The sequence below is a fragment of the Synechococcus sp. R55.3 genome (assembly GCF_047461975.1).
In the GTDB taxonomy this organism is placed as follows: Bacteria; Cyanobacteriota; Cyanobacteriia; order Thermostichales; family Thermostichaceae; genus Thermostichus.
Genome location: NZ_JANSIG010000005.1, coordinates 1 through 15,090, shown reverse-complemented (window position 1 = coordinate 15,090; position 15,090 = coordinate 1). Strand labels below are relative to the sequence as shown.

At 58.6% G+C, this 15,090-nt stretch carries 13 protein-coding genes; 7 read left to right on the top strand and 6 right to left on the bottom strand.

Going from position 1 to position 15,090, the window contains the following annotated elements:
- Window positions 1–63 precede the first annotated feature (63 nt).
- Window positions 64–465 (top strand): DUF4359 domain-containing protein, encoded by a 402-nt coding sequence (locus NW849_RS01470; RefSeq protein ID WP_414355611.1) that lies wholly within the window; start codon window positions 64–66, stop codon window positions 463–465.
- A gap of 52 nt (window positions 466–517) precedes the next feature.
- Here NW849_RS01470 and NW849_RS01465 read toward each other — a convergent pair whose 3' ends face one another.
- Window positions 518–1,639, bottom strand: coding sequence for a methyl-accepting chemotaxis protein (locus NW849_RS01465; protein ID WP_414355610.1), 1,122 nt, complete (start codon window positions 1,637–1,639; stop codon window positions 518–520).
- A gap of 282 nt (window positions 1,640–1,921) precedes the next feature.
- Complete coding sequence (locus NW849_RS01460) at window positions 1,922–3,139, bottom strand: HD domain-containing phosphohydrolase (protein WP_414355609.1); 1,218 nt, start codon at window positions 3,137–3,139, stop codon at window positions 1,922–1,924.
- 187 nt (window positions 3,140–3,326) lie between these two features.
- Between NW849_RS01460 and pth the strand changes: the two genes are divergently transcribed.
- Complete coding sequence (pth, locus tag NW849_RS01455; RefSeq protein ID WP_414355608.1) at window positions 3,327–4,001, top strand: aminoacyl-tRNA hydrolase; 675 nt, start codon at window positions 3,327–3,329, stop codon at window positions 3,999–4,001.
- A 211-nt stretch (window positions 4,002–4,212) separates the two neighbouring features.
- On the opposite strand, the gene NW849_RS01450 is transcribed toward pth, so the two are convergent.
- The gene (locus tag NW849_RS01450; RefSeq protein WP_414355607.1) at window positions 4,213–5,088 is read right to left on the bottom strand and encodes an ABC transporter permease; all 876 of its coding nucleotides are present in this window, start codon (window positions 5,086–5,088) and stop codon (window positions 4,213–4,215) included.
- A gap of 296 nt (window positions 5,089–5,384) precedes the next feature.
- Here NW849_RS01450 and NW849_RS01445 point away from each other — a divergent pair, with 296 nt between their 5' ends.
- Complete coding sequence (locus NW849_RS01445; RefSeq protein ID WP_414355639.1) at window positions 5,385–6,869, top strand: cation:proton antiporter; 1,485 nt, start codon at window positions 5,385–5,387, stop codon at window positions 6,867–6,869.
- A 1-nt stretch (window position 6,870) separates the two neighbouring features.
- On the opposite strand, the gene NW849_RS01440 is transcribed toward NW849_RS01445, so the two are convergent.
- Window positions 6,871–7,461, bottom strand: coding sequence for an FHA domain-containing protein (locus NW849_RS01440; RefSeq protein WP_414355606.1), 591 nt, complete (start codon window positions 7,459–7,461; stop codon window positions 6,871–6,873).
- Between the two features lie 214 nt (window positions 7,462–7,675).
- Here NW849_RS01440 and NW849_RS01435 point away from each other — a divergent pair, with 214 nt between their 5' ends.
- The 4 genes from NW849_RS01435 (at window position 7,676) to NW849_RS01420 (ending at window position 10,033) form a co-directional block, all read left to right on the top strand.
- The gene (locus NW849_RS01435) at window positions 7,676–7,900 is read left to right on the top strand and encodes an NAD(P)H dehydrogenase subunit NdhS (RefSeq protein ID WP_414355605.1); all 225 of its coding nucleotides are present in this window, start codon (window positions 7,676–7,678) and stop codon (window positions 7,898–7,900) included.
- Between the two features lie 34 nt (window positions 7,901–7,934).
- Entirely contained in the window at window positions 7,935–8,657 is a 723-nt protein-coding gene (locus tag NW849_RS01430; protein WP_414355604.1) for a low-complexity tail membrane protein, read from the top strand.
- A 130-nt stretch (window positions 8,658–8,787) separates the two neighbouring features.
- On the top strand, window positions 8,788–9,582 hold the full coding sequence (locus NW849_RS01425) for a hypothetical protein (RefSeq protein ID WP_414355603.1): 795 nt from the start codon (window positions 8,788–8,790) through the stop codon (window positions 9,580–9,582).
- A gap of 193 nt (window positions 9,583–9,775) precedes the next feature.
- Window positions 9,776–10,033: a DUF2949 domain-containing protein gene (locus NW849_RS01420; RefSeq protein ID WP_414355602.1), complete on the top strand. Its 258-nt coding sequence runs from the start codon at window positions 9,776–9,778 to the stop codon at window positions 10,031–10,033.
- A 63-nt stretch (window positions 10,034–10,096) separates the two neighbouring features.
- Here NW849_RS01420 and NW849_RS01415 read toward each other — a convergent pair whose 3' ends face one another.
- A complete protein-coding gene (locus NW849_RS01415; protein WP_414355601.1) occupies window positions 10,097–13,306 on the bottom strand; it encodes an efflux RND transporter permease subunit in 3,210 nt (1,069 codons plus the stop codon).
- 118 nt (window positions 13,307–13,424) lie between these two features.
- A complete protein-coding gene (locus tag NW849_RS01410) occupies window positions 13,425–14,708 on the bottom strand; it encodes an efflux RND transporter periplasmic adaptor subunit (RefSeq protein ID WP_414355600.1) in 1,284 nt (427 codons plus the stop codon).
- Window positions 14,709–15,090: the final 382 nt, after the last annotated feature.

Genomic DNA, 15,090 nt, shown 5'->3' with positions numbered 1-15,090 from the left:
AAGATCCCTGTTGAGGTGGCTCAAGCCTGTAGCAGAATGGAAAATCTGGTTTCGGAGGCTGCGATGCTAAAGGTCTTTTCCTTGCTTTCCGGGCTGGTTTTGGCCGGAGGGGTGGCTGCTTTGGCCATCACCAATCCCACCTTAGAAGAGTACGGAACCTATGCAGGGGAACAACTGGCTGCCTACGCTACGCGGGAATACTGTGCTCAGATCCCGGCTTTCCTGGCCACTTTGATTGAGGAATGTCATACTCTCGTCCGAGAGCTTCAGCCCGAACTGGAAGCTTTGTTCATGCGCCAAACCCGCCGGCAGAATTTTATCCTCTTCAGCCTCTATACCACCGATTTGTCGTTGCTCAACTTTGGCCCGCTGGGGATTTCCTTGCCCACCTACCACTTTGAAACCCTCGCCGTGGCTGGGCAATTCTACACTTATGAGATTCGAGAGGGGAAAGCTGCCCCCTAGTCACCATGGCAACCATAGGATCTCAAGATCCAAAAGAATCTCAAAAGTTCGGCTAGATCTGGGCTCGTTCCAACAGGGTTTGCAGCTCTTCCAGGGCCAACTGGGCTGACTGGGCCTGCTGGTAAAGGGATTGCACCACCTCAGCACTGCTTTGGGCCGATTGCAGTGTGGATTGGCTCTGGCGCTGGATACGCTCTGCCAAGCTGCGAATACGGTTGCTGGCCTCAGTGGTTCGCCCGGCCAATTTGCGGATCTCCTGGGCAATGGCTCCAAAGCCACCGGCACCACCGCTGCGGTTGGCCTCTACAGCCGCATTGAAAGAGAGCAGGCGAATGTATCCTGCCACCTCTACGATCAAATCCACGATGGTGTTGATCTCCTTGAGCTCCCGCGACAACTCCTGGCTGTTGTCGGCAATTTCCTGAACTAGGCCGCGTACGGCTTCCACGCCTTCAAAGGTAGCGGCAAAGGTGGATTTGCCTCTCTCAGAGAGCACAGAACTGATTTCAATGATGCGGGCGTTAAGGCGAGCCAACTCCTCGGAGCGCTGTTGGGCCCGGCGACGTTCCATGTCTAAGGCCAGGTTTTGGTTGAGGATCTCGGCTTTTTGTCGCTCCAGATCCCGGGCATACTGGAGGCTGCGGTTTTTTTCCTGCTCCAGCTCTGCCAAGATCCTTTTCATCTCTTCCTGCTGCTCCTGTAGCTTGCGCTGGGTGGCCAGATGCACCTGGGCCTGGGCCACCAATAGCACCGGCACATCCAGAAGGCGGTAGTCCTGGGATCCCAGTTGAACCACCACGGGGTCATAGATGGTCTCTTCGGGCCGTTGGAAAGCTCGGTCGGCTGCTTGGATGACATCGCAGTCGCCGGGGAGCAAGAGAAAATCCCGGCTATGGAACTCTACCATGGAGCTGATGGGCCGCTTCAAAAACACATCCAGGCCGTAGGGCTTGCTAAGCATCCACTCCAGAATGGCGCGGCGGGTCAACATTCCCCGCACCTGTGACCGCTCGTCCAGCACGATGACTCCTGAAAGGCTGCTGTCATCTTCTAGGCGGCGCACCACATTCTCGCAAGGGGTGGACTCGTTCACCTGAAACTCCACCAAGGCCAAGTCACGCAGCTTGGTGTTGATCGATAGGGTGGGAGTGGGCGGGTTCGTCAGGGTAGCCATCACAGGGATCCTCGGCACAGGTTGGGTACAGATGGGTTGGAGACTGATGTGTAGAGGAACACAAAAAGTCGGCTCTAGATCGGCCTTCAATGGGGTAATTTGTGCAGAAAATCGACCACCTTCAGTTTGCCCTGGGATCCCACCTTTTGCCCATAAGATTCTGCGGGATTGTACGGAAAGGATGGCCTGGGATCCCTTCTTTGCAGTTTGCGGGGATGGATCCCTTTGGAGCTGAATGTTCTGGGTTGGTATCTTGGATCCCTGATTGATCTGGAGCTGGATTTAGCGGGTTTCTGGATAGCGGTGGTAGATTTCCAGAATTTCGCTGCGTCCTCGGTTAAAGGCGGCCACCACTTGCGGATCGAAATGGCTGCCGCTGTTGTCTTCTACAAACTGAAAGACCTCATTCAAAGCCCAGGCTTCTTTGTAGGGGCGACGGCTGGCCAAGGCATCGAATACATCGGCTAAGGCCACAATCCGCCCTTCTAGAGGGATCCCTTCTCCTTTGAGGCCGCGCGGATACCCACTGCCGTCGAACTTCTCGTGGTGGGTAAGGGCGATGATGGCGCTCTTTTGCATCAGCTCGGAGTCGGACTTGCTGAGAATTTCGTAGCCAATCTCAGGGTGGCGGTTCATGATCTGCCGCTCTTCTGGGGTCAGACGCCCCGGCTTTTGCAAGATGGCATCCGGGATCCCGATTTTGCCCACATCGTGCATGGGACTGGCGTAGAAGATCAGCTCTTGCTCATGGCTGGATAGGCCCAAGTGCTTGGCGATGATGCGGGAGTAGTTGCTCATCCGCTTCAGGTGAAAGGAGGTATCTTGATCCCGGTATTCTGCGGCCAGAGACAGACAGAAGATGGTCTCGAAGTGGGCAGATTTGAGCTCTTCCCGCAATTGGACGTTTTGATAGGCAACCGCCGCCTGGGAGGCTAGGGCTTCTGCCACGCTGACTTCCAGCTCAGAAAAAGGTTGGCTCCACTCAGCCACCTGGTCAGGAGCTAGGGGGGTGGGGTGATCCGGCTTTAGGCGGTTCAACAGTTGCAGGGCGCCAAGGATCTTGCCTGAGGGATCCCGCATCGGCACGGTGAGCAAGGAGCGGGTGCGATAGCCGGTTTGCCGATCCACCTGTGGGTTAAAGGCATAGGGCCGGTCGGCGGGCAGGCGGTAGACATCCGGCAAATTCAAGCTTTCCCCGGTGAGCACCACGTAGCCCACAATGCTGGAAGGGCTGAGGGGCAAGCGCAGATCCCGCAGCTCCTCATGGCGGTTGACCACGAAAAACCGCAATTCTTCTCCCTCTCGGACAAAGAGGCTGGCCCCATCACAGTGGGTCAGTTCTCGGGCTTGAGCAACGATCAACTCCAGCAGCCGCCCCAGATCTGTTTCTGAGGAGAGGGCGATCCCCACTTGAATCAGACGCTGGCTGAGGCGCAGGGCATCCGAGGCATCGAATTCGGTTGTGCTGGGGTGAAGACCGAAGGGGGTGGGCAGGCTCATAGCAGGGTTGGTCAGAAGCGTTCACATTAAGCGTTCACAATAAACAATGGCGGAGTCATTCGCCCCCAAGAGTTCTCCTGCCGCCGGCTGGGTATCCGAACCTCCGGGGCGACCAGCAGCCCGAAAACACGCCAACACCACTCAAAGCAGCGATGCCTTACTTTAGCTCGAGGAGGCGAGAAACGTTGTGACCCAGGTCAAGCCCAAGGGAACCGATGAGATTTCCCTGCAGCTCGTTGTGGGCCTGGGCAATCCCGGCCCTCAATACGCCAATACCCGCCACAATTGCGGCTTTATGGTGGTGGATCGGCTGGCGCAGCGCTGGGGGATCCCGTTGGTTTTGGAGAAGCGATTCCAAGGTAGCTACGGAGAAGGGTTTGCCCTGGGAGGAAAGCGACGCTTGCTCAAGCCGGAAACCTACATGAACCGTTCCGGCCAATCGGTGCGGGCGGTGCTGGATTGGTACAAGTTAGATCTCGCCTCTGTGCTGGTGGTGTACGACGATATGGATCTGCCGCTGGGTCGTCTGCGCCTGCGGGGATCCGGTTCTGCCGGTGGGCACAACGGCATGAAGTCCATCATTCAGCACTTGGGGAGCGAGGCGTTTCCACGGCTGCGTTTGGGGGTGGGCAAACCCAAGGGCAGCCAAGATGTGGTCGGGCATGTGTTGGGTGGATTCGCCCCTGCAGAACAAGAGGTGCTGGAGCGGGTGTTGGATGTGGCGGTAGAGGCCGTGGAGTGCTGCTGGCAAGAGGGACTGATGACGGCCATGAACCGGTTTAATCCTCTGGATCTGTCTGGGCCACCGTCCGATCCGGATGGATCCAATCCTGCACCGGGCCAAGGCGAGGCTTCCTCCTAAGGAGCAGCTTGTCCTGGATTGCCGGCTCCGAGGGGTCTTCCAGGAGAGGGCGCAATAAACGCTTCGTCCTGCTCAGGGGAGCGGCTGTGAAGATGATAGTCCAGATAAGTGTCAATTATCTGGACTATCCACCGATGGAACCAGAGCAGCCCACGAAACCCCAATCGCGAAATCAGATCCAAAGCCCCGTCGATCCCCAGTGTTGAGTGGGTTACGGAGTGGGTCGCCGCCACCGCGTCCAGATGTTCTCCAGCAGGCCAATCCCCTGCACCAAGAGGATCCCCAAAGCTGCCGCCACCAGCATGATCACCCACAACCCCACCATGTCGCCGTAATAGGAACGGCTTAACAACATCGGCCCCAGCCCTGCAAAGCTAACAATCGAAATCTCTGCCACAATAGCCCCCACCAGAGCCATCGCCACCGCAACCTTCAGGCTGGTAAACACCATCGGCATAGCCGCCGGGATCCGCACCCAGCGAAATACCTGCAGCGGGTGGGCATGGTAAGTGCGCATCAAATCCAATTGCAGAGGCGGTACACTGCTCAACCCCTTGGCAATGCCGATCGACAGCGGGAAAAAAGCAATGTAGGCCGCCACGATTGCTTTCGGCAACAGACCCCGCACCCCATATTGCCCCAGCACCACCGCCAGCACCGGCGCCAAAGCCACAATTGGCACATTCTGGGAAGCAACAATCCAGGGAAGCATCATCCGCTCAAAAGCTCGCGAAAACACCAACGCCACCGCCGTTGCCCACCCCACCAGCAAAGCCAGCCCCAACCCCACCAGCGTTTCTGCTGCCGTGACCAGAGCGTTATACCCAACTGCGCTCGTGGAAGTGAGGGGGAACGCCATATTTCTCAAGCCCTCCGCCAATTGACCCAAAGAAGGCAGGATCGGGTTGCGCAATAGTCGAGCACACTCCCTGACCGTGCTGCAGTCTGCAGTGCCCTGCTCCAAGAGGCGTTGCGCCGCCGGGCTGTTCGCCCAAATCGCCAAGGGATCCCAAACCAGCAGCAGTAGGATCCCTGTCAGGAGGATGGGTAGCCAGCGTTCACTCAGCGTGCGTAGAGGAGATATCACCGTTAATCCTCGCGGTAGATCGAGACAGAGTGCACGGCACCTGGGATCCCAAGCTGAGAACCCGCACCGCCATAAAAATATAGCCATTGCCAACCAGAGCAACTTCATCGGAAACCATTCTGTTGGCATCAGCGGGACAGAGTCCTCATAAAGTGCCGATGCAGGCATTGCAAGCGGATCGCCATGAGGGTTAGCCTTTGTAACAGTCTTCTGGCAGAGCGATTGCCTGAACAGAGCCGCTCTGCTTGTGCCAACCCAAGACAAAAAGCAGTCCACCTGAGGTTGAGATCTTGCTGTTGAATTGCTGGGATCCCGTTTTGCTTGCCGTCGAAGCCGCTGCCCCCATTGAAGGAGCTGCCAATCTTTCGCCCCTGATCCTGGTAGCGGTGCTGATGGCTCTAGTGGTCATCTATCTGGCCAGCCGTATCGCCGGAGAAATTGCCGTCCGCCTGAGTTTTCCCCCCGTGTTGGGAGAGCTGCTGGGGGGCGTCGCGGTAGGGGCCTCCGCGCTGGGGTTGTTGGTCTTCCCGGAAGGACAAGTTTCCGGCCAAGAGCTGCACGCCTTGGCCCAATCCTCAGCATTGATGCAATTTCTGCAAGCCACTGCCGGACTCGACGAGGGATCCCTGGTGCAGGTGTTTTCCTCCCAAAGCGAGATCGTCGACATCCTCTCCGAGATCGGGGTGATCATCCTCTTGTTTGAAATCGGCCTCGAGTCGGATCTGGCCGAGCTGTTGCGGGTCGGCCCTCAAGCCGCAGCCGTAGCCATCATCGGCGTTGCTGTGCCCTTCCTGGCCGGAACCCTGGGCTTGCTCTACCTGTTTCATGTGCCCGTTATCCCCGCCATATTTGCCGGCGCTGCCCTCACAGCAACCAGCATCGGCATCACCGCCCGCGTCTTGGCCGAGCTGCAAAAACTCACCTCCCCAGAGGGGCAAGTGATCATTGGTGCCGCCGTCTTGGATGACGTGTTGGGCATCATCATCTTGGCCGTGGTGGCGGGCTTGGCCAAAAACGGAGAAGTCAACCTTTCCGATATCGGCATCATCATCCTCAGTGCCATCGTCTTCTTGGTCGGCTCCATTGTTTTGGGGCGCCTTCTCAGCCCCTACTTTGTTGCCCTTCTCAACAGCCTGAAGACCCGAGGTAACCCCCTTCTGCCCGCCCTTGTGCTGGCCTTTCTGCTGGCTTATGTAGGGCAAATCATTCATCTAGAAGCGATTTTGGGCGCTTTTGCCGCTGGCCTGATCTTGGCCGAAACCGAGAAACGGCAAGAGCTGGAAGAACAGATCAAGCCCATTTCCGACCTATTGGTGCCCATCTTCTTCGTCTGCGTCGGGGCCAAAACCAACCTTGCCGTACTCAACCCCACCCTCCCTGCCAACCGAGAGGGACTGATCATTGCCGTCTTTTTGATCGGAGTTGCCATTGTGGGCAAGCTGGCAGCAGGCTTGGGGGCCTTTGGCAAGCCGGGCATCAACCGCTACGCCATCGGGGTGGGCATGATTCCCCGGGGTGAGGTGGGCCTGGTGTTTGCCGGCGTGGGAGCCGCCAGTGGAGTTCTCTCCGATGCCCTCGATGTCAGCATCATCGTCATGGTGATTGCCACCACCTTTGTCGCTCCCCTCTGGCTGCGGGGAGTATTGATCGAGGAAGCCAACTCCCCCCCCTCCCTCCTGGACTTGCAGGCAGAAGCGTCAGAGCAAGACCGCAAAGACAGCACCGACGAGACTGCATCAGCGCTCCCAGACTCAGAACGGGTGGGCATTCCTGAGGGCTAAATTATCTCAGCTTTCCCCTCAAACGCCCCCAGAGGGTCTGGAACAGCAGCCGCAGCGGATGGCGACGTCGGGGCCTCACGCCTTCAATCTTCTCCGTCGTCTCCTCTTGGGGCAAAATCGCCTGCATCGAGGGCGGATCAAACCGCTGCAGTGTTGTGGAGCGTCGATCCACCACCTCCGCCTTCACGCTGCGAAAGCTTACAGACTGGAGATACTGCTGAAAATCTTCGTCCGACAACCGACGAATGCAGTACTGCATCCGCACCCGATCCCCCAACAGGATCTGATCCCCATCCTTGAGATCCCAGCTCAGACATCTCTGCCCATTCACCGAAATGCCGTTGGTGCTGCGCTTGCCCTCGATATTGCCGTCCAACAGCCGGTAGGTATATTGGCCATCTTTGTGGGGTAGCCGCAGCAGCAGCGCGTGTTGCCGAGAAACTGCCGCCGAATGAATGACAATCGCATTGCTGGGATCCCTGCCAATCGAATAGGTGGCAGCGCTGAGGGCCACAGCCCGCCGTCCCTGCTCATCATCGATCACCAACACATGCCAGAGTTGGGACTGGGAAGACTTTATGTCAGTAGCCATTGTCTGGGGCCTTGAGCTGGAGCTGGATTGACCGTCGAAGTCGCAGTGCAGGCCCCTTTCGTGTTAGCGGGCTGGAAGCCACACCTCAGCCCATTGCCCAACCCTCGGTGAACCGCTGTGGGGAGAAGGTCAACAAGGGGAGACTCGGCAAGAGAGGGGCTTTCCCTCATAATAGTAAGGCAGAGCTTCTGCAAAAAAAGAGGATAGCTGAAACGTGAACACGACTCCAACCCCAACCCTCCTCGAAGCCCTTCCCCCGATCCACCCCGGCGTTGCCGTCCGGGTCATCAACCCCAACGACACCTACTACTGCTTTGAGGGACAGGTACAGCGAGTTACCGACGACCATGCCGCTGTCCTCTTTGAAGGCGGCAACTGGGATAAATTGGTCACCTTCCGCCTCACAGAATTGGAAGTGGTGGACAAATCTCGCCCCTAGCCCTGCTCTTCCCTGTCCCTCTTGGAACTTCCCCATGCGCAGCCATTGGCAGGAACCTTTCCTCTGGATCCATGCCGCCGGCATCCTCCTCTTCCCCTTGTGGGTGGGGCTGACCCTGATCGGGCTGGCCACAGGGGATCCCCTCCTGCCGGTGGGGGTAGAGCAGGCCTGGGTGGCCGTGGTGGGCATTGGGCCGGTCTTTGCCCTGCAGTGGCGCAAGCCATTGGATATCTTCAGCCTGTGGGTGGCCTCTGTCCCCCCGGAAGAACTTACCCCCGACCAGCGCCGCATCTTGGCCGCCTTCCTCAGCCCCGAACATAAGATTTTGACGCTGTTGGCGGCAATCCTGATGCTGGAAGTCGGTGAGCGCCTCTACGACTTTGCCCCCCTCTTTGCCCCGCTCACCCCTGGCAACGGCACCCGCCTGGCCGGCCTGGCCATAGCCGCCTTCGGGTTTTGGGGATCCAACCTGTTCTTGCAGATCCCCATTGCAACGATACGGGTACTCCTCCTCAGCGAGCCGGAGCTGGCTCAAATGGATCCCGTCCCCGTCGAAGAGATCGAAAGCCGCTTCTCCGTCATCGGCGATCGCCGCAGCCCACTCCTGCAACGGCTGTTGCGCCGCATCTCCGGCCAAGATTCAGAAGGCACCTCGAAAGACCAAAAAGACAAGGATAAAAACAGAGCGACAGAAAACCCCCAGCTCGAATCCGAGAAACCGGATCCCTACTGGAGAAGTCGCCATGCCGATCCCTGAAACTGCACCCAATCCCACCTGAGGCAAGCTTCTGCAAAAGCTGTAGCTCGATGTTAGATTGGAAGCAATCCAGACATCGTGAAATCGAACCATCGGCATTCCCCTGAGCTTCGAGGCTACCGCACCGGCAATGGCGAGCAACTTTTCTTTCCGCTTCAGACAATTTACCCAACGCCTCAGAGAAACCACCCAACTTCCCCAGTTTTTTACCGAGCAAGCCACCAGTGAAACCCAAAACCTTGCTCGGGAGTTGGCTTTGGTCGGGGAGTACGCCACCCAGCTCAGCCAGGTGGTGATGGAGGTGGACTTTCTCAACCAGCTCTACACCCGTCTTTTGAACGAGCGGGAAGTGTTGCAGCAGGAAAAAGACAACTTGGAAGCCCGGGTCTTTGAGTTGCAGCAGGAACGCAACGAGACAGAGCCCCAGGTGATGTATTTGCGAGAGCAGTTAAGCCAGGCTAGCTTTCAACTGGAACAAACCCAAAACCGCGAACGCAGCCTCAGCGAGCGAGAACGACAGTTGTCGGAAATCGTAGCCCAACTGGAGCGCCGGCGGGCTGTACTCAATCAAGCTATCGAAAACCTCACCAACCAAGAGGCCGATTACACCGTTCGCACCAAAGAACTGGAGGCGGTCGTCCAGGAAAACGAAAAGAAAGCCAAGCAGTACCTGGAAGCTGCCAACCACTACCGCGCCTACCTGGAAGAGCTCAATGCGCAAGTGCAAGAAACGCAAGCCAAGCTGAGAAGCCTTGGTGTCGAGCCCAAGCCCGCCGACCTGCCTCGACTTGAGGATCTGGAAAAACCCACCCCCATCCCAACGCCACCCCCTGCCTACACGCCTCCTCTCCCCCAACAGCCCCCCCCATCCCAGCAGAGTGGCTATTGGTCAGATAGTCCCTTCGACGACGACCCCTGGGGATAGACCGTCCTGCCAGGATCTATAAGCCAGCTTTGCGACAAAGCTCAGTCCTCTCTGCCCTAACCGGCCTTGGGAGGGCCTGGGTGGTCACATACCCTGGAAGAAACCTGTTGCAAGGGATCCGCAAGAAGATCCCCAGAATCAGTACGAGGATCCCGATCCTCGACATTCAATCCTTTCCTGCCCGGCCAAACCTATGGAACCGACCCTGCCGGATTTACAAGCCCTTAGCCAATGGGATCGACAGTTCTGCCAGTTTGCTGAGCAGCAACAGCTCCTCAAGCCCAAACAACTGGCTCTGGCCCTGAAGATCCAACGGCAGCAGCACGGCCCTCTAGCCTTGATCCTCTGGCAGTTGGGCTTTGTGGGCCTGCAACACCTGGCTCAGTTCTGGGAAAAAATGCCCGGCGGAGCCGAGCTCGAACTGCTCGAAGACAGGGCCCTCGGTGGATGAAAGGTGCCCCCTTCCCCCACTCGCTTTTCCGCCAGAAGAGAAGAAGCAAGCAGATCCCTCTTGCTACCCAACGCTGTCGCCACCAGGCAGCAGATCCTTGGGATCCTCCGGTGGGGGCAGATGCGCCAGATCCACAGGCGAAGGGGATCCCCCCAAAATCTGCGCCTGGATCCCTTTGATCACCAGGTAGAGCACCGGCACAATCAGCAAGCTGAGCACCGTTGAAACGAGCATACCGCCGATCACCGCCGTGCCCAGCGACTGACGGCTGGCTGCCCCTGCGCCCGTGGCCGCTGCCAGAGGGAAAATACCCAGGATAGTGCTCAGGGCGGTCATCAGAATGGCGCGGAAGCGCGTCTCGGCTGCTTGGGTGGCAGCTTTGAGCAGTGGGATCCCTTGGGCAACCAACTGGTTGGCAAACTCCACAATCAAGATAGAGTTTTTGCTGGCCAGCCCGATCAACATCACCAACCCGACTTGGCAGAAGATGTCGTTGGCCAAGCCCCGCAGCAGTTGCGCCAAAAGAGCCCCAAAAACCGCCAGCGGCACCGCCAGCAAAATGATCAAGGGATCCACATAGCTCTCAAATTGCGCCGCCAGCACCAGGAAAACGAACACCAGGCCCAAAGCAAAGATCAGCGGCGCCTGTCCTCCCGACTCGATTTCTTCCAGGGAAAGGCCCGACCACTCGAAGCCGAACCCCTGGGGCAGCAACTGGGCGGCCAGCGTTTCCATTGCCCGAATCGCTTGCCCTGAGCTGAAGCCCGGCAGGGGGCTACCTTGAATTTCGGCAGAACGGAAAAGGTTGAAGTGGTTAATGATGGCCGGGCCGGTGGTCTCCTCCACCTGCACCAAAGTGCTCAGCGGAACCAATTGCCCCTGGCCCCCGCGCACGTAGAACTGGCCGATGCTCTCTGGGTTGGCCCGGAAGATCTGATCTGCCTGCACGTAGACCCGGTAATTGCGGTTGAACAGGTCGAAATCATTGACGTAGGTGCCCCCCAACAGCGTTTGCAGCGTGCCGAAGACATCCGACAGAGGGATCCCCAGCAACTGGGCCAGATCCCGATCCACCTGTACTTCTAGCTGCGGCGAATTGGCGTTGAAAGTGGGCGGGTTAACCCGCAGGCCCAAGGGAGGTTGGCCCGGCTGGGGCGGCGAGTTGCCCACAAAAAACAGGGTGTTGGCCGTTTGCTCCAACAGATTGAAATCGTTGACCCCCCGATCCTGAAGTTGGAAGGTAAACCCACCGGTAACCCCCAAATCCGGAATGGCCGGCGGCAAGATCGGGATCACCAACGAGCGGCTGATCCCACCCAAAAAAGGCCCAAATAGCCTGTCAACAATCGCTTGGGCCGATTGCTCCGGTCGCCGTCGCTCTTCCCAAGGTTTGAGGGTGGCAAAGATCAGCCCATTCCCCGGCGAGGGCCCGGTAAAGCTGAAGCCCCCCACCACCGCCACATCCTCGATCTCCGGGATCCCCTCCAAAACGGCTGTGGCTTGCCGAATCACCCCGTCGGTGTAGTGAAGGGAGACCCCCGGCGGCCCCTGAACAATGGTGATGAAAAAGCCCTGATCCTCATCCGGCACAAACCCCGTCGGCACAACCTGGAACAGCCAGTAGGTGAGGCCCAAACAGGCGACAAATCCAGCCACCACCAGCAGCCGCAGCCTCACCACCAGCTCCAGCAGGCGGCGGTAGACCGCTCGGATCCCTTCCACCAACCGGTCAAACCAGCGCAACAGCCAAAACATCTCTCCTGAGCGCGGACGAATCAGCAGTGCCGACAACGCCGGGGCCAAAGTAATGGCATTGAACGTGGACAGAGAGACCGCCACCGCAATGGTGACGGCAAACTGCTGATAGATGCGACCGCTGGTGCCGGGAAAAAAGGCAATCGGCAGGAATAACCCCAACAGCACCAACGTAGTGGCAATCACCGCCCCCAACACCTCATTCATCCCCGCCGAGGCCCCCTGCAGAGGCCGCATGCCGCGATCACGGATATAGCGGGAGATATTTTCCACCACCACGATGGTATCGTCCACCACCAGACCGGTGGCCAGAGTCAGGCCAAACATGGTCAGAGTGTTGATGGAAAAGCCAAACAGGCGCACAAAAGCAAAAGTACCCAGCAGCGCTACCGGGATGGTGATGGTGGGAATGAGGGTGATGCGCCAATCCTGCAAAAAGATAAACAGCACCAACACCACCAGGCCAATCGCCTGCAACAGAGTGAAAATCACCTCCTGCACCGACTCGGTAATGAACAGGGTGGCATCGAAGGGGATCTCGTAGATCAAGCCGGGCGGAAAGTTGCGGGAGAGCTCCTCCAACGTCTGCTCCACCTGCCGCGAGACCTCCAAGGCATTCGCATCCGGCTGCTTGGTAATGGCGATCCCCACCGCCTCCTGTCCCCCGATGCGGAAGAACGTATCATAGCTTTGCGCTCCCAGCTCCACCCGACCCACATCGGCAATGCGTACCAAACTGCCATCGGGGTTGGCCCTGAGGACAATCTGGGCGAACTCCTCCGGCTGTGAGAGCCGCCCCGTTGCCTGGACGCTGATCTGAAACTCCTGATCCGGCGGGCTGGGCTGGCTGCCAATTTGGCCGGCAGGCACCTGGATATTCTGCTGGCGCACCGCGTTCACCACATCCAGAGCCGTTAGCCCGTAGCCGGCCAAGCGTGTCGGATCCAGCCAAATGCGCATGGCGTAGGTGCGCTCTCCAAAGATGATGACATCGCTCACGCCCCGGATGCGCCGCAAAGCATCCCGCACAAACAGCTCTGCGTAGTTGCTCAAAAACAGCTCATCATATTCCCCTGCCTGCGAACGCAGCGCCACCACCTGCACGAAAGCACTGTCGCCGGCTTTTTGGACGCTGACGCCATTTTGGATCACCTCTGCCGGCAGCCGCGCCTGAACTCGGGCAACTCGGTTCTGCACATCCACAGCCGCTATGTCCAGATCCCGATCGGGGCTGAAGGTGACCGTGATTTGGCTGGTACCGTTGCTGCTGCTCACCGAAGAGAGGTAGCGTATGCCCTCGACGCCGTTGATCTCCTGCTCCAGCACGTTGGTCACCGTCGTCTCCACCGTCTCGGCATTGGCCCCAGGGTAAACGGCTGTCACAGTTACGGCTGGCGGCGCCACCTGAGGGTAGTAGTCCACCGGCAGTAGGGGAATGCTCACCGCCCCCACCAGCACAATGATGATGGAGCAGACGGTAGCGAAAACAGGACGGCGAATGAAAAAGTCAACGAACATAAGTCTAAGGATCCGCTGCGATGAGATACCGGTTGAGCTGGTCGCCCTTCAAGTTGAAGCTTGGATGACTGGGCCAAAACTGGGGCAAATAAGAATTGCTGAGAATGCACAGCCTCTTCTAGGGCGGGGATCCCCCCTCTCCACCTTGTTGCTGCCCCCTCTGCTGAAGGATCACCTCATCAATAATCGGTGCGCCATCGCGGATTTTTTGCAGGCCAGTGAGCACAATTGGCTCATTGGCCTCTAGGCCCTCCAGCACCTCATAGCTGTTCCCGTGGATGGATCCCAGCCGTACCGGCCTTTGCACCGCCACCGCCCCCGGGGGCATGCCCTCTGCTGGCGGCTCCGTCGTTTGCACTGTGTAGACAAAGGTTTGCGCTCCCAAGCGGGCCACCGCTGTCACCGGAATCAGCAAGGCCGGTCGCTCCTCCCAGATGACACGAGCCCGCACAAACTGCGCCGAGCGCAACTGCCCGGCTGGATTCTCCAGAAGGGCCTTGGCCAAAACCGACTGCGTGCTGGCTTCCGCCTCGGGAGCAATAAAGGAGATCTGGCTGGTGCCGATCACCTCGCCGCGGCTGTCCAGGAGCTGCACTGGGGTGCCGATGCGCAGTTGCGGGGCCCGCTGCAGGGGGATATTGAGGTTGATCTCCAGTGCCTGGTTTTGGGTCAGGGTAGTCAAAACCGTTTGCGGTGTCACGTAGTCTCCCTGCCTCACCAAAACATCCCCCACAATGCCCGCAAAGGGAGCCGTGACCTGGAAAAACTGCAATTGCACCTGCTGCCGCTCCGCCTCTGCCTGGGCCCGCTGCACCTCTCGCTCTGCCCGCAAAATCGCTGCCTCCTGGGCGCGGATCTGCTCCTGTTGCGCTGCCAAAGCCGCCTCCGCCTGGCGCAGATCGCGGCTGGACTGATCCACCTGCAACTGGCTGATGGCCCCCTCCGCCAATAGGCGCAGGTTACGTTCGTGCAGATCCCGGGCAAACTCCGCCGCTGCCTCTAGGCGCATCCGATCCGCCCGCAACTGGCCGAGCAGAGCACGGCTGCTCTCCAGGTTGGCTTGGGCCGCGGCAATCCCCGCCGTTTGGCCGGCCACCGCCGCCTGTTGCTGACGGCTGTCGATCTCAAACAGAGGTGCCCCAGCAGCCACCTGGGATCCCAACTGCACCAACACCCGAGTCACCTGTCCGCTCACCTGGGGCCGGATGCTGGCCACCTGCTGGGATCCGAGGCTGGCGATAAATTCCGACGCCTCCTCAATCATCCGTTCTTCCACCACTCCTATTCCCACTGGCGTGGGGGGTTGGCCGTCCCCCTCCATCTCCTGGGGCGGCCTTCCAGCTCGGCAGGCAGTTAACAGCAAAGAAAGACACAGCAGCGGCAAGGCCGTTCGCGCTCGCATCGTCAAGTTGCTCCCACAATAGGCATAGGGACAGGTAGGTGGACAAAGGGATCCCACCCCTGCACTTGCTTAACCAACCAAGGTAATGAACGAGAGCCTCCCCAAACCTGTGCAAAAGCGCTTGAAATCTTCCCAGTCCGGAACTAAGGTGTATGCTTAACAAAAACTTTCGCCGCGCTTCGCCCCACCCCAATGAGACTTCGTCCTGCTAACGCGATAAGGATACCCTTTGAGGGCACGCCACTCCTGGCTAGACTGTTCCCAGATCAGCAGGAAAGGAGTTCAGGCTTCCACCCCCTGCCGGAGAGCATGCCTCTAACCCCCAAAACCCTGAACTTTGCTGAATTTACTGAGCTTTAGGCGGTTTGGCAAAAGTCATTGA